Here is a 20491-nt window from a genome sequence, read left to right on the forward strand (position 1 = left end):
TCATTTGAAATCACATGAAAAAACTGGCCGGATGGGTCGCTTCGCCTTTGTTATGTTCGCAAGTCTTCGCCCAGACGCTCCATTATGATGTTTCCTTCCCGAACATCGTCCATCACGAAGCCCGCATTGCGTTAACTGTTTCCGATGCCCCGCAGCATGAGCTGCTGTTCAGGATGTCGCGCTCATCGCCGGGCAGGTACGCCACGCATGAGTTCGGAAAGAATATTTATGATGTCGCCGCTTTCGACAAGGCAGGGAAGCGGGTGACCGTCGAGCGCGTGGATGGGGATGTGTACAAAATTTCGGGTGTGAACGGTTTTGTCAAAATCGAGTACACATTGTATGCCAATCACGCCGATGGTACTTATGCGGGCATCGACCAGAACAGCGTACAGCTGAATATGCCGGCGACATTCCTGTGGGTAAAAGGTTTGGAAAAATCACCCATGGAAGTGCGGTTTAACCTGCCCAAGGACAATTCCTGGACCATTGCCACACAGCTCAACGCGACAAAGGACGCCCGGGTATTTACGGCGCCGGACCTGCAATATTTCATGGATTCGCCCGTGAAAATTGGTAAGCTGAATATGAAGGAATGGACCGTTCCCAATGCAGATGGTAAGCCGTCGCAGTTCCGGCTTGCATTGGAAGCAACGGGCAGCGACTCGCTTGCGACGGCATTTGCCGGGAAAGTGAAACGCATTACCGAAGAAGCGCGCATGGTTTTCGGGGAGTTTCCGGCATTCGATAGTGGCAGCTACACCTTCCTTGCGAGCATTAACCCGTACGTGAAAGGCGACGGCATGGAGCACCGCAACAGTACGATGATCGCGCTTCCCGTAGCATTCAATGGTTCCAGTAACCTGCTCGGCGTATTTTCACACGAGTTTTTCCATACCTGGAACGTAGAGCGCATTCGCCCGAAAACGCTGGAACCGTTCAATTTCGAAAAGAGCAATATGAGTTTCGAGCTCTGGTTCGCCGAAGGTTTTACCCAATATTATGGTGAGCTGCTGCTCGAACGCGCCGGTTTTGATTCCATTGAAGAATATTGCCAGACGCTGAGCTCGCTCGTTTATACCAAGTCGAACACGGCCGGGGCGCAGCGCATTTCGCCTGTTGAGGCCAGTAGCAATGCCGTGTTTGTCGATGCGGGCGTTGCCGTCGATAAAACGAATTATCCCAATACCTACACATCTTACTATCCTTACGGAGCGGCGATCGCGCTGGCATTGGACCTGCAACTACGGGGAATGGGACTGAATCTCGACGATTTTATGAAGGCCGTCTGGGCGAAGCATGGCAAGCCGGAAATTGCCTACAATGTGGCAGATCTGCAAGCCGTATTGGAAAGTTATACCAAGAACAAAGCATTTGGGCAGCAATTTTTCGCCAGGTACATCAACGGCCACGAACCGATCGACTACACGCCGCTGCTCGCGAAGGCCGGTTTGCAAGTCAGAAAACAATTTGAAGGGCAGGCGTGGATCGGGGATATGTTTTATAAGGAAGGCGCTGGGCTGACCATCACCGCCAACACGATTATCGGCAGCCCGCTTTACACGGCCGGGCTGGACATCGATGACGAAATAGTGAAAGTAGACGGCAGGAGCGTCAGCAGAAACGACGACCTGCGTTCGGTTTTGCATGCACACAAACCCGGCGACGAGATAGCCATCGAGTACAAGCATCGCGACGATACAAAAACAGCCATGCTGAAACTGATCGAAAACCCGCGTTTGCAAGTTGTCACCTACGAGCAGGCCGGCAAATCGGTAACCGCCGAAATGCAGGCCTTCCGAAAGGCCTGGCTCGGGAGCAAATGGCAGTAAAAAAGCGGTTGCCTGTGATAGGCAACCGCTTTTTTGCATTTAGTGTGTGAGCAATACCTTTTTCGTCTCTACCGAATCGGGTTTTTTCACCTGCAAGAGATAAATGCCCGACGGCGCATTACTCAGCCGGATGCGTTCTTCGTGCCTTCCTTTCCCTTTCACGGCTTGTGTATGCCACACTTTGCCATGCACGTCCGTCACGCGGATGGTGGCCAGCTTGCCGGCGTCGAGCTGAAATACCGCCTTGAACTCGCCGGGAGCGGGGTTAGGGAAAGTGAACAGCGCGGGTTCGGTCTGTGCCTGGGTGAACTCCGGTGCCGCCATTCTCGCATTGCTTTGCGCATCGCCGACGCAGATCTTATCCTGGCGAACAGGAACGCCCGGCAAGCCCTGGATACGGATGGTGTTCTGGCCCGCCGCGAGGGTTACCCAGAAAGTTTGTTCCCGCGCGACGATATTCCACGAGTAGGTGGCAGGAAGGTGTACGTCGGGGTTAACGATCGTTCCATTGACCGATACGCTCACACGCGCATTTTGTTCGGCATAATAGCGGAGCCTGACCGGGTATTGACTGGCCGCGAAATTGTTCAGCTTATAGTCTACATAATAATCGTAGTTGTTCTGATAACCACGGGTTAGGCCATTCGAAGCATTCGGATCGGGTGATTCGGGGCTATTGCTCTCAGAATGCTCCGCTTCGACGCAGGCCGCCGTTTCCCCGCCCGGTCCGAAGCAGTTCGTTACCTGGTAGGAAACCGGAACGATCTTTTGCGCACAGCCATCCTTGCCGACGACGAGCGAAACCGTGTAAGTGCCGTTGGAAGACGGCGCCGTCACGTCAATCGTTTGGGTATACCGCGCAAAACCATTGTCGCCGTACCAGTTATAATACACCGATCCGCAATCGCCGCCTGCACAATTGCCCGTCATCGTGAAATTGCTGCCGCATGCAGGGTTAGGCGTCGAGGCGCTCGTTGTCACATTGAAATCGCAGGAAGGCGTCGTACCCGGCATTTGAACAATGCATATTTTATCGTGCCGCACTGGCGCGTAGCCCGGTATTCCTTTCACGACAATGGTATTCGTACCTTTTTTCAATGCAAAAACGATGGAGCGTTCCGTCCAAACGACATTCCAGGAACCCGAAGCGGGCAGCTCAATTTTGTACGGGGTAAGTTCGTCGTTTATCTGCACATTCACGGCCGTGTTGGCCTCGGCATAATACCGGAATGTCACCGCATGCGGGCCCTCTACCTGCACGCCCGGGATCGTGTAAGACACCGTGTAATCGGAACGGTCCCTTTCGCCACGCGTCTTACCGCCGGATGCATTCGGATCTTCGGTAATCGGGCCGGTACCGCCGGCGTTTTCGGATTCAATGCATGCCTGGAAAGGCGTGCCGCCGCTGCTGCAATCGGTGATGGTCAACTGAAAATCACTGGTCTTATCGGCACAGCCGGGTTTGGAGCTCGTTCGGGTGTAGGTATAAGTTCCGTTCTGCGTAGGGGCGTAAAAATTGACGGTACTTCCCGTGGCGTTGAGGCCGGGGCCTGTCCAGGTGTAGGTCAGGCCGGGACAGCCGGTGCCGAAGCAGTCCGCGCTCACGGATACGCCCTGCCCGCACGAGGGCGTGTAATCACTCACGATCGAGCCGACAATGTAGTCGCATTCTGCCGGTGTGGTCTGCACCCGGATGGTCACGTTGACGTCTATTACATTGGAACAGCCGCTTCTGAACGCCACCAGCCGGTAGGTGTAATCGCCTGGTGTGGCAGGAGCGGGGAAAGATACTTCTTCACCGACCATGTTGAAGTTATCGCCGAACCAGGCCATAGATGTGGCGCCACAGTCATTGCCGGAGCATTGGGCGTCGAGCGTCACTGTTTGTCCGGGTTGGAAAATCGGCAAATTGCCCACTACCCGGGGATTCACCTGGTAGTCGCAGGTTACTTCCCATTCTGTGCCGGGGATTTCCGTGAAGCACGCCTTGTCATGCCTGACGTCGTATCCCGGAAGTTCCGTGATCGTAACGAAGTTGAGGTCTTTCGTTAAATTCAGTTCAAACGTATGCTCGATGGCCACAATATTCCACGAATGTGAGGCCGGCAATTCTACCTGGACAGGCTGTCCGTTATTGACCGATACATTTACCCACGAATTCCGCTCCGCATAATACCGGAGCTTCACCTGGTACCTCGCCGTGGTGGGAACATAGGCCGCGTACGTGGTATAGTAATTCAATGAATCCCGTTTGCCGCGGGTCCCGCCATTGGAAGCATTGGAGTCGGAGGAAAGAGGCCCGTCGCCACTGCTTTCTTCCGCTTCAAAACATTGAACAAATGGCACCGAAGCTACTGCCGGACGGTTTCCGGTGGTAACAAGATCAGCGGTAGAGCTGGCCCCCGTGGATACGGCCCCCGTGGATATGGCCCCCGTGGATACGGCCGCCGTGGACACGGCAGCTGTGGACACTGCATTGCCGTTGGCGGGAACGGCAGCGAACGAGGCAATCGCTGAGAGCAAAAAGCCGATAACGAACGTAAAAGTTTTCATAGCATGCTGGAAAATGTGGATGATTGGACCTTCCAACAGGATCGTTGGAAAAGACAATTGAAACTTGAATTGTCTACATTTTCCAATGACACCAGCCGTTCACTAAACCGTGGCGGCCGATGAAAAAATAATTGAGAACGAACCAATTAGCCCTGCTTCTCGGAAAGATATTTCCAGTAGCGCCGCGGGACATGACGCACGTGCAGGCGCATGTTCTTGCGCGCAGGAATGTTGGTGGTCTTGAAGTAATCCTGCCAGAGCAGGCTGTAAAGCTCCTCTTTCGAGTCCAGCAGATCGGCCGGAAGCGCATTCACAATGGACATTTGCGGTGCCGTATCCAGGTCGATCTCTTCCGTTTTATCCAGGTCGTAATATAAGCCGTAGCTCCTTTTCAAATCATAAATAATCCAGCGCTGATCGGCGTATCGGTTCTGGAAATGTTCCGGCAGGAGGGGAAGCACATCGAAGTCCGGCTCGATATGGGCGTAGTAAATACCGTCGGCCGTTTTTTGAAAGCGTACAAATGCCTCCATACGGTGTTTTTCGCGGTGCACTTTCTGGGCCATTTGCGAAATGGCGAGCACGTCCGGATGGGCAAAATTCTCCGAGGCGCCGGCCGGCTGGTCGATGATATAACGGGCAAATTGCAGCAAATGCTGAAATATCTCCGGCTGTTCGGACAGAAATGACTTGTAAAACCGCAGCTGCCACTCCTTATCCAGTTTATGGCAAAGCCCTTTCCAAACCCGTTTGCCCTTCTCAAAATCGGACACCACGCGATGGCCCGCATCGAACACATCGGGAACATAATGCGCCTCACTCACCAGCTTCACTACCTGCGATTTACGCTGGTAGCATTCAAAAACGGCCGTCAGCAATCCTTCCAGCGACCCGTCGAAAATATATAACTCCATCAGAATAGCGACAACTGATTATGCGGGTTGGCCTGGTACTTGCTTTTGCTTTCGGCCAGGATTACACCCTTGATATGCCCCGCTTCGTAATCTTTAAGCTGCATGGGGCTGTCGGCATACCGGATAAAATGCCGTGCCCTGCGAAATGCGATGCCCAGTTTCCGCAAATGGTTTTCGTACAACCGCCCGAATTTGCGCGCCTGAACGATTTTCAATGCCGACGCCACACCAATCCCCGGCACGCGGAGGATCATATGGTAATCGCCTGTATTAATGTCAACCGGGAACTGGTCGAGGTTACGCAATGCCCAGCTGAGCTTCGGGTCCACGTCCGCATCGAGATTGGGATGGAGGTCATTCAAAATCTCCTGCACTTTGAAACCATAAAACCGCATGAGCCAGTCGGCCTGATAAAGCCGGTTTTCGCGGATTAATGGTGGCTGTGAGCCTATAATCGGCAAGCGGGCGTCATAACTGATCGGAATGTAGCCGGAGTAATAAACGCGTTTGAGGGAAAAGTTCTGATAAAAGGTGTTGGCCGTGTACAAAATCTCCTTGTCCGATTCCGGCGTGGCGCCCACGACGATCTGCGTACTCTGCCCGGCCGGAACAAATTTCGGGACGCTTTTGATGAGCGCCTTCTCGCTTTCGAATTTTGTAATGCTGTTCTGAATGTAATCCAGGGGCTTTTCCACCTCGGCGTGCGATTTTTCAGGAGCCAGAAGTTTCAAGCCCCGTTCAGTCGGCATTTCGAGGTTAATACTCATCCTGTCGGCATAAAGGCCCGCTTCGTGCAGCAATTCCTCGCTTGCGCCGGGGATGGTTTTCAAATGGATATATCCGTTGAAACGCTCTTCTTCCCGCAGCTTTTTCACAATGCGGACAAGCCTTTCCATCGTATAATCGGCATTTTTGAAAATACCCGAACTCAGGAACAGCCCTTCAATATAGTTACGCCGGTAAAAATTCATCGTCAGTTCCACCACTTCCTCCACCGTAAATGCCGCCCGCTTAATATCGTTGCTGCGCCTCGACACGCAGAATGCGCAGTCGAAAATGCAATGATTGGTCAGCAGGATTTTCAGCAGCGACACGCACCGGCCGTCCTCGGTGTACGTATGGCAGATCCCCGTTCCTTCCGCGTCCCCGATTCCCTTGTTCTCATTTTTCCGGTTGCTGCCGCTCGACGAGCACGAAACATCGTATTTAGCAGCGTCCGCCAGAATCCCCAACTTCTCCCGAATCCGCTCGTACATATCCGTTTTTTGCAATTAGTTAAATTTGCCTAAAATATCGAACGGTGATTACCAGTTATTAGGAGGTTGCACCGAATGATTATTTGTGCATGAAAATATCATATCTTTGATACTAATACAATCTTTTGAGGCAGAATGTTTGTGAGCCGCGCGCGTAAATTTTTCCTGAGCCTGTTGGCGATCGTCGGATTCGCCAGATTTTCAGCGTATTGCCAGTCCGACGAACCCAAGGTGACCCGCTATAACGGAAAAGTAAGCCAGCAGTTCGTCATGAACCGCGACTCGCCGATCATCGATCATGCCACCGGCAGGCGCATCAGCTATGAAGCATACGATAATATGCTCAAACGCAATCCGGGTCAATACAAAACGCAGCCCGTTTTCGACAAATACGGCAAAGCCTCGTCGTTCGAGGTGATCAAGAGAAGCCAGCTGCACGTCCAGGCCGACGGCTCGGTGATGAACAATCCCGATCTGATGCCCGAAATAGGGGAGCCCATTGCGCCATTCGTCATGCGCGGGCTCGACGGGCGGGAATACGATTCGGAGAAATTGCGGGGGAAATATATCCTGCTGGGTTTTTGGGTGCGCTACGAAAAGCCGCTTTATACATTAGCGAGCACGAAGGTTATTTCTCAGTTTATCGATGAAAACAAGAAGCGGGGCGTCGATATCGTTTCCCTCGGCACGACGCTGAATACGGAGGAAGAATGCCTCGAAGCGATCCCGAAACGGAACTGCGGTTTCATTCCCGTTCCGGAATCCTACGGCTTCAATCATCGATACAAGATCAGCGAAACGCCCTATTTTATCCTCGTCGATCGGAAAGGCATTATCCGCGCGATGGCGCCTCATACCGAATTTTCGAAGATCAGCGAACTGGTTTTGCGGTAATCAGCCCAATGCGCCGCTGATGCGGTTATAAAGATGGCGGGGATGCCAGGTTCGACGCTTACCGAGCAGCATGCGGCGGGAAGTTTTATACATATGGTAGCCGCTTTCCTGTAAAAATTGCAGCCCGGCCGCATTATCCAGCGGCAGAATGGAAACCGGCCTCGCCTGCGAGCGCAAGGCCATGAGCGCGTGCCCGGCCGTGTCGTTCGCGGCAACAATGGGCCCATCGCTCCACGATGGGAGGTAGACGCCCTGCAAATGCCCATTTTCGGCAACATATACAAAGGAATCGGCCAGAAACCCGGCCATGACGCCCCGCCGGTCTTCGCCTGAAACCATCTGGTCCAGCGCGAAGGCAGTCTCGCGAAAATCCTCGGAAAAAGGGCGTATCAGCGCATTCTGCCCCAAATGCGGGCTCGGCTCCTCGCGTTTCAAATGTGCATACTGGCCTTCCACCTCGAAGCCCTGTTTCAGATAGACCGGGTAGCCGAACTCCGTGGCATCCAGATAGATGGTATGGTACCGGTTCGGGTCGATGCTGCTGATCAGGCCACGGGTAATGGCGCTGCCAAGTCCCCGGTTGCGGTATTCGCCGTGGGTGATAATGCAGGCAAGCCATGCGGTATCAGCATGAAAAATAGCTGCTCCGACGGCGACGGGGCGCCCATCTTCCTCGATCTTAATGGGTTTGCAGCAGTCGGATTTCAAAAAGTATTCAAACCGGGGACGAATATCGCCCCAACCCTCGGGTTCAAGCGCCGGCAAATGCGCAATGTCGTCTTGTGTAAATTCCTGGTAGATCATGGCACGGATTGTTAATCCTGCTAAAATCTCAAAAATCTGCTTGCATTGCTTCGAAGTGGCTGATTTTTCTTCGCCAGCTGATCAGAGAGTAATAAAAAAGGAGTATAAATCCAATGACTAATCCGCTCAAAATGATGTATTTACGTTGATTGAATTCTATTTGATAGGTAAGAAAAGCCACCAGCGCCAACGCATATACGACGGATGATCCCAGCGACAACGCAGCCATCCGTTTTAAAGACTGCACCCGGCGTGCGAGCGCCTCACGAATGTTGCCGGAAACGCGCGGGTTTTGGATTTGAGCGTAGCCTAATGCATTCGTTGTAACATATAACGTGATGCTGAAAATCAGTAAAACATTAATAATCATCGGTTTTTGAGCGCCATCGAACCCATCGTAGTAGAGCAGGAGGAACGCGGTAAGCGCGGCTATTTCAGTTACGAACTTGATGCGGAGCCCTCGAAGGGTAGGATGGTTGCGAACGCGGGTCATCATTGCGAGTTCCTGTTCCGAATGCGGTTCTGCACCTGCACGCTGCCATTCTGATTTGAGGTCGTCGATATTCATAGGATTTTCGTGGTTAGCGTTTTTAGTTTTTCTTTGATCCGATGGAGCTTCACGCCGACATAATTTTCGGAAATGCCAGTAATTGAAGCGATTTCGGTGTAGGAGTAATCTTCGAGATAGAGCGAAACCAGTGCCCGCTCGGACTCGCTAAGGGTGCGTAATGCGCGGAAAAGCCATTCTTCCCGATCGGTGACCGGTGTTTCGGCATCGGGGAGGTCGGGCGGATGCTCGGTTAATGCAATGGCGGGCTGGCGTTTGCGGTAGGAGGCCATCGCGGTGTTCAATGCGATGCGGTAAATCCAGGTCGTCACCTTCGCTTCGTGCCGGAAGGCAGGGAAAGCACGCCAGAGCTGGTATACGATCTCCTGAAAAAGGTCCTGCTGGTCCTCCCGGGAATTCCGGTACATCCGGCTGATTTTGTGAATGATCCGCTGATGCTCGCCAATCGTTTCAAGAAAAATTTCCTCCATAAAAATCAAATCTTTCCCAATAGGTTGCGGGGATTGGGAAAAACTTACAACCTCATCAATTTTATGGATTAATTGGGATGAAGAAGGTCGGGTAATTTTCGGGCGTGGGCTATTTCGCCCCCGTTTATCGCGCGGATCTGGTGGGGAAGGAGCGTTTCCACCGCGACTGTCATGCCGTCGAGCGTACAGAATTCAACTTCAAAGGCCGCATTTCTTGCATGAGCCAGCACAATTGTGCCAAGATCACCGGCTTTCAAATCCAGCTCAGGTAAATCCTCTGTCAAAACGATGATATCCAGCTCTTTCATTTCGATTTTTTGGGAATGACGGTTATCAATCGGGGAATGCTTTGGAACTCATCGAAAAACCAGCCTATGCGGACGCTGGGGTTTCGTGAATCCGGCGTACGCAATCGACCTTCGGTGGTCATTCTAACGCCAAACGGCAACTTTTGTTCGATTTCAATTACCAAACTATCGCATGCAAATTCCCGCAGCGCTTCAACAAGTTGCCGGCTATTTGAACGCGAATAACCAAATTTACTAAAAAACAGGGCTTTTGATTTACCTTGCCGGTGGGTAAAATTGAGTAGATAATCTTCTACTTTACGAAGCGGTACAATTGCTTGCGAGCAATTTGGGAGGATAGTTATCATCATAGCGTGCGAATGTTATGGGTATCGATCATTTAGACGCTGATTTTCCCGAAAAGTCACTTTCTTTACCAAAGTTTTTTCAAAAAGGTATCACTATGAATATCATTACAACAGACCAGCTTAAAACCATTCTTGCGAGCGAGGACCCGATCGTGATTGATGCGCGGGGAGGGATCGATGCGCTGGAACGCTACAACCAGGCGCATTTGGCCAATGCACAGTTTGTGGACCTCGAAACGGATTTGTCGGAAAAGGCAGACGATGCGGCCCTCGGCGGGCGGCACCCGTTGCCGAAACCGGAGGATTTCGGGCGGTTTCTGGGCGTTTTGGGCATTAGTCCCGAATCGACCGTTGTAGTGTATGATGATAAAAAAGGCGCCAATGCCGCGGCGCGGTTCTGGTGGATGCTAAAAGCGGCCGGCCATGAAAAGGTGTACGTCGTCAGTGGCGGGCTCGATGCGATCGTCGAGGCGGGCATTCAACTGACGCAAAAGGCCGCCTCGCTGCACACATTGGAAGAATATCCGATCAAAGGCTGGCAAATGCCGCTCGTGGATGCCGACGATGTGGCGTTGGCAGCCGCGGATCCCGATTCGATGGTGATCGACGTGCGCGAGCATTATCGCTACCTGGGAGAAAGCGAGCCGATCGACCTCGTGGCGGGACATATCCCCGGTGCGGTGAATATCCCGTACACGTCGAACCTCGACGGTAAGGGCGATTTCATGCCGCCGTCGGAGCTGGCCGCGAAGTATAAGGAAGCATTAGCCGACAAAGACCCGCGCAAGGTGATTGTGCATTGCGGCTCTGGCGTTACGGCCTGCCACACGCTGCTCGCATTGGCGGAAGCCGGCCTGCATGGCGCTAGCCTGTACGTGGGCTCGTGGAGCGAATGGTCGCGCAGCGAGCGGCCCATCGCAACGGGCGAAGAACAGGAATAAATTTGCCTGGCAAATATTGCGTGGCGTCGATCGTAGGGCAAATGTCTCCGGCGATCGGCGCCACGCTTTTTAACTACTGAATGGATTGTAAGTACTGGTACAGTGAGGAAAGTTCCGAGCGCGTGTATTGCGCCGTCATTTTCCACGGCATATCTTCATTTTTCAATACATGACCTTCCGGCGTTTTTCCCGAAGTGAGGGTAGCCAGGAATTGCTCCTTCGTCCATTTACCGACATGGCCCGACGATGTAATGTCCGGCACCGGCGGAAATCCGGGCGCTAGCGGCTCGCCGCCTTTGAAATTCTCGCGGTGGCACCCGGAGCACGACACCGCCAGATATTTTCCCTGCGCAACACCCTCCGTCGAATCGGCCACAGCAACCATCGGGCGGTTATGATCGATTTTTTCTACTGACAGGAGGGGCATTTTACCTAAATAACTCATCACGACGGCAATCGGGCCGAGGTCGTTGCCAGGCAGGACGTTGTCCACGTCGGGAATCTGGCTGCAATAGGCTATTAACGCGGCCATGTCCTGCTGCGAGAGCAACGTCGTTTCGTGCGAAGGCATGAAAAGCAGTGGTTTCCCGTCCTGATGCACGCCGTGGCGGAGCGCCATCAGCCAGTCCGCAGTCTTGTAGTCGACCGGCAGGCCGCCCTTCCCGTTGGTAAGGTTGCTCGCCACAAGTCGGCCTATTGCGCCGTCGTCGTTCATCACCTTACCTTGCAGATCAGTACCGTGGCAATCCTGGCAGCCTTTAATGGCCACCAGATGCTTTCCCCGCGCGAGCGCGGCGCTGTCGGCGGCAATGTCAATGGTTTCATTTTCGAACTTGTAAGTTTTGTCCATCCGGTTTTTCATCGAAAAGGACATAAACAGGTAGGTGCCGGTTGCGACCAATGCGACGGCGGCGAGGACGATTCCTGTCCATTTTAAAATTTTTCTGATCATGGCGTCTTGTTTTTCCGGCAAAATTGCGCCTCGCCCCGCTTCGTTCGCCTACGCAAAACGGATTAAAAACTACGACGAACGGATTTTGTCGATTAATGGGGCCGTTCACTCAGAAACAGGCAGTTCGGAAGTGCGCGCGGGCGTATTTTTGGGGTACAATCAATCAAAAATCGTCCCATGGCCGCCACCGTTATCCATTCCGCCGATGTGCTCAATTTCAATCCTGTTCCCGATCCGCAGTCGGTCAGTGCGGGTAATGGCGCGGCGAACCCGTGGGATGTGCTCACGCTCGCATATCCGAGGGTGGGGGAAATGCGGTTCAGGAATTTCCTCTTTCCCCACGTGCATGTCATGAATTTGCATTGGGTATCGGATGACGACGTCGTATTACACGACAGCTCGCCGGTAGACACGGTCAATATCAATTTCCAGCTATCCGGCAACCTGGATACGACGTTCGAAGGGCTGGGGCGCGACCTGAATATGAGGCCGGGACGGCATAACCTCGTGTTTTCGCCGGAAGGAGGCGATACCAATCGCGTTGCTGCCGGGGACCGGCTCGAAATGTTCCATATCAGTCTCGACAAGGCTTATTTTTCACACATCCTCGGCTGTGACGACCGTTGGAGCGAACGTGTGCAGGAGAATTTGCTGTTTAACAGGCCATTTGCCGGAATGCCCGGTACCGGTCCCAACACGGCGCAAATGCAGGCGCTGATCCGGGAAGTGAAGCAATGCCAATTCACCGGATCGATGCGTAACCTGATCGTCCAGTCCAAAGTGCTGGAATTACTCGCCTTGCAGATCGGTCAGTTCAGGGGTGTGGAAGAGAAGGTAACGGCGGTTTCGACCGGCGATGCCGATAAGCTGCATCATTTGAAACATTTCCTCGACGCGCATTTCCTCGAAGAACATTCGCTCGCGGAGCTGTCGCGCATTTGTCTGCTGAATGAGTTTAAAGTTAAAAAAGGCTTCAAAGAGCTGTTCGGCACGACGGTGTTCGGCTACCTGCGCGGGTTGCGTATGCGTTATGCGGAGCAGCTTTTGCTCGATTCGTCGCGTTCGATCGAGGAAGTCTCCGAGCTGCTTGGCTATGAGCACGCGCAGCATTTCTCTATCGCATTCAAAAAGTTTCGAGGGGTCAACCCATCGTCAATCCGCGCATCCCGCATGTCGGCATAAGCATTAAAATGACAATGAGAAAGTATTTAACAATGATCAGTTTACTGATAATGAGTTCATTCTGTTTTGTGCTCATGATGGAGTGGCGCATTGCAGAAGGTTATCAAATCCGGTTCGACGGCAAATATGCTCATGGGACGTTTGGCAAAATGGAAGGCAAAATCCGCTTCGATCCAGCCTATCCCGAAGAATCACGCTTCGAGGTATCGGTAGATGTGGCATCGATCGATACGGGGATCGAACTCAAAAACAAGCACGCCAGAAGCGAGAAATGGTTCGACGCTGAAAAGTACCCCCATATTACCTTCTCATCGAAATCGGTGAACCGGGCGGACACCGGTTTTGTCGTACGAGGCGACCTGGCGCTGCATGGCATTGTGAAGGAAATCGCTATTCCATTCGCATTCCGCAAAGCGGACGGCAAGCACTCATTCTACGGCAAATTCAAGGTCAACCGCGGAGATTTCGGCATCGGGAAGGTGAATGGCAAGGAATCGGATTCCACCGCCGTAGAGGTGACAGTGCCGGTGCTCGGTTTGGAATAAAATCAATCTTTCTGCATTTGTTCCAGCTGCCGCAGCAGCTCGCGCAGGTCGTCCTCCGCCGTTCTGAGCGCCTGCATGTCGGCACTATCCACGACATTCCGCGCAGGGTCGTCGAAATTTTTCGTTTCTTCCATCACTTCCGGGTTCTCGCGGTTCTCCGGCGAGAAAGCGATCGTCTCTTCCAGGTTTGTCCTTTCAAACTCGATCTGCTGGCGTTTGGCCAGGATCTTATCTTCGAGTTGCTGTTTTCTTTCGTCGGTAGGCATGGGAATCAGATTTTTAAAATTACCTTACAATAACTGAGCCAGGTATTTTAATCATTTGGTAACCGGTAGCTTTTCCGGATTGACTACTTTGCTTTTCTTTGAAAAACTCAATTTTGAATAGAAAACTCAAATCAGGACTATGGATTATGTAAATGCTTCATCCGATTACCTGAGCGCAAACCCCAGCTGGCACATCGAAGACTCGCCGTGGAAGACGACTCAGGTGATTAAAATGCTGAAAAAGAATAACCTGCATCCCAAATCCATTGTCGAAATCGGCTGTGGTGCGGGTGAAATCCTGAATCAGTTGCACGAACGTTGGGAAGACAAAAACGTGCAGCTTTACGGCTATGACATTTCTCCGGATGCCTATGAGTTTTGCAAGCAGCGGGAAAAACCGCGCCTGCATTTTTTTAACGAGGACCTTTTGCAAACTAACGAGAAGTTCGACCTCATGCTCATGATTGACGTTTTTGAGCACGTGGAAGATTATTTCGGGTTTATCCGCGAGAGCGCGAAACATGCCGAATACAAGATTTACCACATTCCGCTCGACTTTTCCGCACTGGCCGCATTCACCGGGCATTTAATGAAACTGCGTCAGTCGGTAGGCCACATCCACCATTTCACCCGCGAAATGGCCATCAATACGTTAAAAGACTGCGGCCTGGAAGTGGTCGACTGGTTTTACACCCTTTCCGAACTCGAACTGAACTACGGAAGGCATAATTTCAATGGTAAAATGGTCAATTCGTTCCGGAAGGTGCTGTACACCGTCAATCCGGAGCTGGCCGTCAAAGCGGTAGGAGGGTTTTCGCTCCTTGTTCTGGCAAAATAATTTTGGAAGTATAGATGAATGCAAAAGCGCAATCCGCATCGGATTGCGCTTTTTTACTTATACAGGCGCGAAGCGCCGTTATTTCATATTGATTGCCCTTTTCAAAAATCCGCCGAGGAAACTCGCCGCGAAAGTGAGGACCATCGCGCCGTACAAGCTGAAATTTTCCAGCTCCTGCCGGGCGCCGTCTTCCGGTGGCGAAGTGAACAAAAAATAGCCCGCCAACATTAAAATACATTGCATAACGGCCAGCAGCCAGCCTTTGTACGGCTCCACGAAGCCGATTGAAATGGCGGCAACAACCGCCACAAGATACGGCAAATGAATGCTTTCCGCATTTTTGATCACGTACACGAGCAGCGCGCTCGTCATGATGATCATCCCCATATTGATTGCCAGCCTCTTATCGAAGAATGGCGTTTTCGCCGCCGAACGCGGTGAAGGATTGGCTTTCAAAAGCTCCCTAAGTACTTTTTCATGTTGCAGATCGCGCTGTGCTTCCGTTTCGCGGCCCAGTAGCGAGAGCGCTCTCGCCCGCCATTCGTAGGGCGCTGCGCTTTGCTCTTCCGAAATGCTCACCGCCCGGTCGAATGCGGCCAATGCGTTTTCCGTTTTGCCCTGCTCCATCATAATTTTGCCGAGTTCGAGATGAAGAGTATATACCTGATCGTCATAGCTGAGGCCGGTGCGGATATCGTGCAATGCGGCTTCGGCGTTACCCATGCTTTTTTGACATAGTCCGCGGTAGAGGTAAGCAATGCCTGATTTGGGTTTCAGCCGGATTCTGGCGTCGAAATATTCCAGGGCTTGCTGTATTTCCCCGCTATTGTACAATGCGATGCCGTCGGCGAGGGCGGCTGCTTCTTTTTCGCTGGGTGTGCGAAGGTCTGCGTAGTTGCGGAGGTAGAAAATATAGCCCGCCAGGGCGATTACGACAAGAAATTCCATATAGTTTGCAAAATGCGGCATTTTAATGATGCCAAAATTCGCTACCGCGGCTTGCAAATCAAAAGAGTAATGCGTGTTTGATCCAAAAACCTGTGTGAATGGTGGGAGCACCGTCACACCAGGACTACGATGTTCGGTTCCGTGCCGTTTTCGTTATTGGGTACGGAATAGGCCAGCGCAATGCGCTTACCCGTATTTTCCGCCAGTTCAAGCAGTTTGAAGATTTTTTCTTCCCCTTCGATCCGCAGCGCCTGGTACAGGACATTGCCGTAATTGAACTCATGCGAACCAAGTCCGTTTTTGAGCGCAGCCAGCTGGTACCGGTCGAATATTTCCTTTCCTGACATGAAGTGCAACATTTGGGTGAAGATATTGCAGGTGAATTTTGCCCGAAAGATGCTCAAACCGGTCCCAGGGTTGCACGCGGTTACCTCAAATGTTGCGGCAGCGCGATATTTCTGCTCGTTTCGTCGGCCAGAGGCTCCCCGCGCCGGGTTTGCAAAGGGATCAGTCCCGACCAGATCGGTAATTCGAGGTCTTCCGGCTCGTCTTTCGGCATGCCGTCACGCATTTTGGCGGAAGCCTCGTCGAACGAGAAGGCGAGGGCCGTGGTTTTACGCACTTCGCTGTCCGTCATCGGGCGCAGGTATTCCCAGCTGTTCGGGACAATTTTATTCGTAAGCCATTCAAATGCAGCTCTTTTCGTCTCCACATCTTCCACTTTCTCCGCTTTGGAAAAAATAATCACCGAGCGGTAATTGACCGAATGGCTGAACGCCGACTTCGCCACCACCAGCGAATCCGTCAGCATCACGGAAATACAAACCGGAATGCCCTTCTCGATTTCCCGGATAAAATGGCTTCCGACCGAGCCGTGAATGTAAATTTTGTCTTCATAGCGGACAAACGCCGTCGGAATGGAGAACGGGCGGTTGTCCACGGCATAGCTAATAGTGCAAAACAGTGCTTCGTCGAGGATCGAGCAGATCGTTTCGTGCTCATAATGTGTACGTTTGGCCAGACGGCTCGGGACCAGATAGGGTGGTGGTGTGTTCATGACGCTTTGTTTTTCTTCAAAATTATGACTTAATTGGCCTATCGCTTTAATCCAATGTTTTAAATAGTGGTAGTCCAATTATGATGAATGTCCTTTCCACCCTGATCACCCCCGAAAAGGGCGGGAAGCAGCCGGTATACATTCAAATTGCGAATCAGCTGATGTCGCTCATCAAGGACGGGACGCTGCAATCGGGTTACCGGCTACTGAGCACCCGGCAATTGGCGGCTATTCTGAAAGTACATCGCCGCACGGTGGTGCAGGCCTACGACGAATTGCTGGCCCAGGGATGGCTTGAAAGCCAGACGGGTAATGGCACTTTCGTAGCCAAACATCTGCCCGAAATACGGCCGCTGCCGTTACCGGTGAAAGAAACTTCGGATAAAGATCCGTTGAAAAAAGCAGGATTTCAGTTCGATAGGCCGCCTCACCTGGACAAACCCATATTGAAAGCGGGCTGGCGGCTGCACCTGGACGACGGTTTTCCCGATCCCAGGCTGGCACCGCTCGATGACCTCTCGCGTGCGTACCGGAGCCAGCTCCTGCACGGGAATGCGTACACGAGGCTCGGCTACGGTGAAACGAGCGGTACCAGCTGGCTCAGGCAGGAGCTGTCCGCGCATTTGAATGAAACACGCGGATTGAAAACTTCGCCGGCTAACATCCTCATTGTGAGAGGTGTGATTAATGGGATGTACCTCACTGTGACCAGCCTGGTGAAACCCGGCGATTACGTGGCAATCGACTCGCCCGGCTGGTTCGGGGCTGCGATGAACGTCACGCAAGCCGGCGCGCGCGTATGCGAAGTTCCTGTGGATGAGCATGGTATGGTGGTGGATGCATTGGAAGAAATCTGCGAAAAGCAGCCGATCCGGATGGTTTACGTCACATCGCATCACCAATATCCGACCGCCGTTGCGCTGCGCCCCGACCGGCGGATCAAGCTGCTTAAACTGGCTGAGCAATACGGTTTTGTGATTTTTGAGGATGATTACGACTACGATTTCCATTACCTGAGCAAGCCATTGCTGCCGCTTTTCGGCGCCGACCGTGCCGGAATGGTGCTGTATTGCGGCTCTTTCACGAAAACGATCTCGCCGGCATTCCGCATTGGCTACCTGGTCGGGCCTGAGGATGTGATCGCGCAGCTGGCCTCGCTACGTCGCATTATCGACCGGCAGGGCGATACCATGCTCGAAAATGCCATTGCCGAGCTGCTGCAAACGGGGGTAATTCAGCGGCATTTGCGGAAATCGGTGCGGGTGTACAAGCAGCGCCGCGACTTGTTCTGTGAATTATTGAAAAGTGAATTGCAGGACCACGTCCGGTTCGAAGTACCCGATGGCGGGATGGCTGTGTGGACCAGTTTCGACCCGGCGATCGACATCCCGAAACTGGCGGAAAGGGCCGCTCAGAAGGATTTGTACTTCTCCAATGGAAAAGTTGCCGGGTATCCGCCGCCGTTCAGGAACTATATACGCCTTGGTTTCGCTTCTTCTGATCCGGGGGAGCTCGAAGAGAGTGTCACGATTTTGAAAAATTTGTTATGATCAGGAAAGTTATTGGTGCTTACCGGACGTCGTTCAGCGGGCTGAGCCGGGAAACGTGGTTGCTGAGCGCGGTGATACTGGTGAACCGGTGCGGGTACATGGCCGTGCCTTTTATGAGTATGTACATTACGCAAAGCCTGCACCGCAGCATCGAGGACGCGGGACTGATCATCACCCTGTTCGGCGTGGGCTCTGTACTGGGTGCCATGGCCGGCGGCTACCTCACCGACAAGCTGGGTTTCCAGCCGGTGCAGATCGGCAGCCTGGTTTTGAGCGGCGGATTTTTTGTCCTTTTCGGCTTCGTGACCGACTTTGCGTTGCTTTGCGGGCTGATTGTCGTGCTCAGTTTCTTCGTAGAGGCTTTCAAACCCGCCAATCAGACGGCGATTGCCGCCTATTCGTCACAGGAAAACCTCATTCGTTCCTATGCGCTCAACCGCCTGGCTACCAATATCGGCTTTGGCTTCGGCACGGGAGTGGGAGGGCTGCTCGCGGCGATCAATTATCATCTGCTTTTCTGGGTTGACGGTATAGTATATGTGCTGGCCGGCCTGCTCATCATTATGTTACTTCCTAAAAGAAAACACATTACCCAACGCGACCTGACCGACACTTCCAACGCCAGCACCGGCTCGCCATGGCGCGATGCATTCTTTGTCCGGTTCCTGGTGATGGTTACATTATATATGTTGTGTTTCGTGGTCGTGTTCCGGCTTGTGCCGGTGTATTGGAAGGAGGAAATGGGCATCGGCGAGTCCACGATCGGGATTCTGCTGGGTATGAACGGGCTTATCATCGCCTTGTTTGAAATGCTGCTGGTCCAAAACCTCGCCAATCGCAAGCCCGACTACTTCTATATGGTGTCCGGACCGCTTTTCAGCGCGGTGGCCTTCCTGGCATTGGTGGTGCCGTATGCCCTGCCGGTGGTGCTGGCCATTGCGACGGTTGTCCTGTTCACGACGGGCGAAATGCTCGCATTTCCGTATTTGAGCACATTTGTCATGAACCGGGCCAGCGACCTGAACCGCGGAAAGTATTCGGCAGCCTACTCTGTGTCGCAGGCGGTGGCGCAGATTATCGGCCCGGTTATGGGCGCATATGTGGCCGGAAACTGGGGTTACAGTGCTTTGTGGGTCCTGCTGATTGTGATCAGCTGTGTTTGCGCACTGGGGTTCCGTTCGTTATTTCAGCGGAACCTGGCATTATGATTCGGCCGGGTCGCCTGGCTCTTCGGGTTTGCGGGCATCTTCCAGTTGTCCTCTGAGGGTATTGATGCGGTCGGCTTCCAATTCGAGCGCTTTGCGCTGGAGGTCGATCAGGTCGTCCTTCCTGATCATGATATATTGCTCTCTCGGTTCTTCGAGCATGGGCGCTTCGCCGACGAGTTGCGCTACCGAGGTTTCGAAGATTTCGGCCATCATGCGAAGCTCCGCCAACGAGGGGTCATTCCTGCCGGTTTCCCAGTTTGAGATCACTGCCTTGCCGGATTTTTTCAATGCCTTCGCCAGCTTATGCTGGTTCCAGCCCTTCAATTCGCGGTATTTTTTAATGCGTTCGCCAACAATTGACATTACTTAGTAGTTTTAATATAAAAAAACTTGACTTTGTAATAAGTAATCTGTACTTTTGAATATGCGTAATTGATGTACTTATCGTAAACCGCAAATTACAAATTTTTAACGGCACACTACATGATGAATATCGAACTACAAGCTCGCGTCGCCGAGTTTGGTGGACTTTCCATCAAAGAACGCCTGTTGATCAGGTTCATGAAATCCCGAAACATTGTGGGCAAAGGTTGGCGCGGCGTGCTCGCGAATGCCGATCCGTTTTTCAACACCAAGCTCGGCGGCGACTACTTAACGTCAGTCGCTCAGGCAGTTTCGGACAATAGCCGTGGCAATGTCGACCGCATCGAGCGCGTCACGGTCGCCCTGGAAAAGGTAGCTGGCATCACGCCGGTTTCAGTCGTTTAGAGAATTATTTACCGGTATGTTTCACTTATTCCCCGGAGCTTGAAAAAGGTTTCGGAATAGGTGAAGTGTGGGTAAATAATGATGTTGGGTTTCCATTTCGGTGCTCGTGCCGGAGTGGAAGTCTGATGAAAGTTGGTATTGGGGGTTCAGTTTTTCTGAACCCTTAATATGTTTTTGCTTTTTGAAAACGCTTTTTTGCTTTGCCGTGGGCTGCAAATATTGTAGGTTAAATTTTGCGTATAGGGTGATGCGTTAATATAGGCGTGGACACGCTGATCTGATGATCGCTG

Annotated in this window: 23 protein-coding genes; 9 read left to right on the top strand and 14 right to left on the bottom strand. The window is 52.5% G+C overall.

What is annotated here, in order from left to right:
• Positions 1 to 14: 14 nt before the first annotated feature.
• Positions 15 to 1832 (top strand): M61 family metallopeptidase, encoded by a 1818-nt coding sequence (locus H144_RS0117075; RefSeq protein ID WP_019943309.1) that lies wholly within the window; start codon positions 15 to 17, stop codon positions 1830 to 1832.
• Between the two features lie 39 nt (positions 1833 to 1871).
• On the opposite strand, the gene H144_RS0117080 is transcribed toward H144_RS0117075, so the two are convergent.
• From H144_RS0117080 to H144_RS0117090, 3 genes are all read right to left on the bottom strand, one after another.
• The gene (locus H144_RS0117080) at positions 1872 to 4385 is read right to left on the bottom strand and encodes a T9SS type A sorting domain-containing protein (RefSeq protein ID WP_019943310.1); all 2514 of its coding nucleotides are present in this window, start codon (positions 4383 to 4385) and stop codon (positions 1872 to 1874) included.
• A gap of 146 nt (positions 4386 to 4531) precedes the next feature.
• The gene (locus tag H144_RS0117085; RefSeq protein WP_019943311.1) at positions 4532 to 5299 is read right to left on the bottom strand and encodes a TIGR03915 family putative DNA repair protein; all 768 of its coding nucleotides are present in this window, start codon (positions 5297 to 5299) and stop codon (positions 4532 to 4534) included.
• Complete coding sequence (locus H144_RS0117090; RefSeq protein WP_019943312.1) at positions 5299 to 6555, bottom strand: putative DNA modification/repair radical SAM protein; 1257 nt, start codon at positions 6553 to 6555, stop codon at positions 5299 to 5301. The genes H144_RS0117085 and H144_RS0117090 overlap by 1 nt, the downstream gene beginning before the upstream one ends.
• Before the next feature lie 135 nt (positions 6556 to 6690).
• Between H144_RS0117090 and H144_RS0117095 the strand changes: the two genes are divergently transcribed.
• Entirely contained in the window at positions 6691 to 7449 is a 759-nt protein-coding gene (locus H144_RS0117095) for a thioredoxin-like domain-containing protein (protein WP_019943313.1), read from the top strand.
• Here the strand turns inward: H144_RS0117095 and H144_RS0117100 are convergent, their stop codons facing one another.
• The 5 genes from H144_RS0117100 to H144_RS0117120 all read right to left on the bottom strand — a co-directional run bounded on the left by H144_RS0117100 (position 7450) and on the right by H144_RS0117120 (position 9949).
• A complete protein-coding gene (locus tag H144_RS0117100; protein WP_019943314.1) occupies positions 7450 to 8253 on the bottom strand; it encodes a GNAT family N-acetyltransferase in 804 nt (267 codons plus the stop codon).
• 28 nt (positions 8254 to 8281) lie between these two features.
• Entirely contained in the window at positions 8282 to 8821 is a 540-nt protein-coding gene (locus H144_RS0117105; RefSeq protein ID WP_019943315.1) for a hypothetical protein, read from the bottom strand.
• Positions 8818 to 9291 (bottom strand): RNA polymerase sigma factor, encoded by a 474-nt coding sequence (locus H144_RS0117110; RefSeq protein ID WP_019943316.1) that lies wholly within the window; start codon positions 9289 to 9291, stop codon positions 8818 to 8820. The genes H144_RS0117105 and H144_RS0117110 overlap by 4 nt, the downstream gene beginning before the upstream one ends.
• 68 nt (positions 9292 to 9359) lie before the next feature.
• Entirely contained in the window at positions 9360 to 9599 is a 240-nt protein-coding gene (locus H144_RS0117115; protein WP_019943317.1) for a DUF4926 domain-containing protein, read from the bottom strand.
• Positions 9596 to 9949: a DUF6883 domain-containing protein gene (locus H144_RS0117120; RefSeq protein ID WP_019943318.1), complete on the bottom strand. Its 354-nt coding sequence runs from the start codon at positions 9947 to 9949 to the stop codon at positions 9596 to 9598. Before H144_RS0117120 ends, H144_RS0117115 begins: the two co-directional genes overlap by 4 nt.
• A gap of 92 nt (positions 9950 to 10041) precedes the next feature.
• Between H144_RS0117120 and H144_RS0117125 the strand changes: the two genes are divergently transcribed.
• A complete protein-coding gene (locus H144_RS0117125) occupies positions 10042 to 10887 on the top strand; it encodes a sulfurtransferase (protein WP_033402928.1) in 846 nt (281 codons plus the stop codon).
• A gap of 73 nt (positions 10888 to 10960) precedes the next feature.
• Here the strand turns inward: H144_RS0117125 and H144_RS0117130 are convergent, their stop codons facing one another.
• Entirely contained in the window at positions 10961 to 11839 is an 879-nt protein-coding gene (locus tag H144_RS0117130; protein WP_019943320.1) for a c-type cytochrome, read from the bottom strand.
• Positions 11840 to 12016: 177 nt separating this feature from the next.
• Between H144_RS0117130 and H144_RS0117135 the strand changes: the two genes are divergently transcribed.
• On the top strand, positions 12017 to 13021 hold the full coding sequence (locus H144_RS0117135; RefSeq protein ID WP_019943321.1) for a helix-turn-helix domain-containing protein: 1005 nt from the start codon (positions 12017 to 12019) through the stop codon (positions 13019 to 13021).
• Positions 13022 to 13071: 50 nt separating this feature from the next.
• Positions 13072 to 13566: a YceI family protein gene (locus H144_RS0117140; protein WP_019943322.1), complete on the top strand. Its 495-nt coding sequence runs from the start codon at positions 13072 to 13074 to the stop codon at positions 13564 to 13566.
• Positions 13567 to 13568: 2 nt separating this feature from the next.
• On the opposite strand, the gene H144_RS0117145 is transcribed toward H144_RS0117140, so the two are convergent.
• The gene (locus tag H144_RS0117145) at positions 13569 to 13832 is read right to left on the bottom strand and encodes a hypothetical protein (protein ID WP_019943323.1); all 264 of its coding nucleotides are present in this window, start codon (positions 13830 to 13832) and stop codon (positions 13569 to 13571) included.
• A 139-nt stretch (positions 13833 to 13971) separates the two neighbouring features.
• Between H144_RS0117145 and H144_RS0117150 the strand changes: the two genes are divergently transcribed.
• Positions 13972 to 14670: a class I SAM-dependent methyltransferase gene (locus tag H144_RS0117150; RefSeq protein WP_019943324.1), complete on the top strand. Its 699-nt coding sequence runs from the start codon at positions 13972 to 13974 to the stop codon at positions 14668 to 14670.
• Positions 14671 to 14748: 78 nt separating this feature from the next.
• Here H144_RS0117150 and H144_RS0117155 read toward each other — a convergent pair whose 3' ends face one another.
• The 3 genes from H144_RS0117155 to H144_RS0117165 all read right to left on the bottom strand — a co-directional run bounded on the left by H144_RS0117155 (position 14749) and on the right by H144_RS0117165 (position 16675).
• Complete coding sequence (locus tag H144_RS0117155) at positions 14749 to 15618, bottom strand: tetratricopeptide repeat protein (protein WP_026350767.1); 870 nt, start codon at positions 15616 to 15618, stop codon at positions 14749 to 14751.
• A gap of 113 nt (positions 15619 to 15731) precedes the next feature.
• Positions 15732 to 15965: a hypothetical protein gene (locus H144_RS0117160; RefSeq protein WP_229207922.1), complete on the bottom strand. Its 234-nt coding sequence runs from the start codon at positions 15963 to 15965 to the stop codon at positions 15732 to 15734.
• 80 nt (positions 15966 to 16045) lie between these two features.
• The gene (locus tag H144_RS0117165; protein ID WP_019943327.1) at positions 16046 to 16675 is read right to left on the bottom strand and encodes a pyridoxamine 5'-phosphate oxidase family protein; all 630 of its coding nucleotides are present in this window, start codon (positions 16673 to 16675) and stop codon (positions 16046 to 16048) included.
• A gap of 80 nt (positions 16676 to 16755) precedes the next feature.
• On the opposite strand from H144_RS0117165, the gene pdxR reads away from it, so the two are divergent.
• Positions 16756 to 18225: a MocR-like pyridoxine biosynthesis transcription factor PdxR gene (gene pdxR, locus H144_RS0117170; RefSeq protein ID WP_019943328.1), complete on the top strand. Its 1470-nt coding sequence runs from the start codon at positions 16756 to 16758 to the stop codon at positions 18223 to 18225.
• Complete coding sequence (locus H144_RS0117175) at positions 18222 to 19433, top strand: MFS transporter (protein ID WP_019943329.1); 1212 nt, start codon at positions 18222 to 18224, stop codon at positions 19431 to 19433. Before pdxR ends, H144_RS0117175 begins: the two co-directional genes overlap by 4 nt.
• On the opposite strand, the gene H144_RS0117180 is transcribed toward H144_RS0117175, so the two are convergent.
• Positions 19428 to 19796: a helix-turn-helix domain-containing protein gene (locus tag H144_RS0117180; RefSeq protein ID WP_019943330.1), complete on the bottom strand. Its 369-nt coding sequence runs from the start codon at positions 19794 to 19796 to the stop codon at positions 19428 to 19430. The genes H144_RS0117175 and H144_RS0117180 overlap by 6 nt on opposite strands.
• A 120-nt stretch (positions 19797 to 19916) precedes the next feature.
• Between H144_RS0117180 and H144_RS0117185 the strand changes: the two genes are divergently transcribed.
• A complete protein-coding gene (locus H144_RS0117185; protein WP_019943331.1) occupies positions 19917 to 20201 on the top strand; it encodes a hypothetical protein in 285 nt (94 codons plus the stop codon).
• The last annotated feature ends 290 nt before the right edge of the window (positions 20202 to 20491 follow it).

It is taken from the genome of Dyadobacter beijingensis DSM 21582 (assembly GCF_000382205.1).
Lineage (GTDB): Bacteria > Bacteroidota > Bacteroidia > Cytophagales > Spirosomataceae > Dyadobacter > Dyadobacter beijingensis.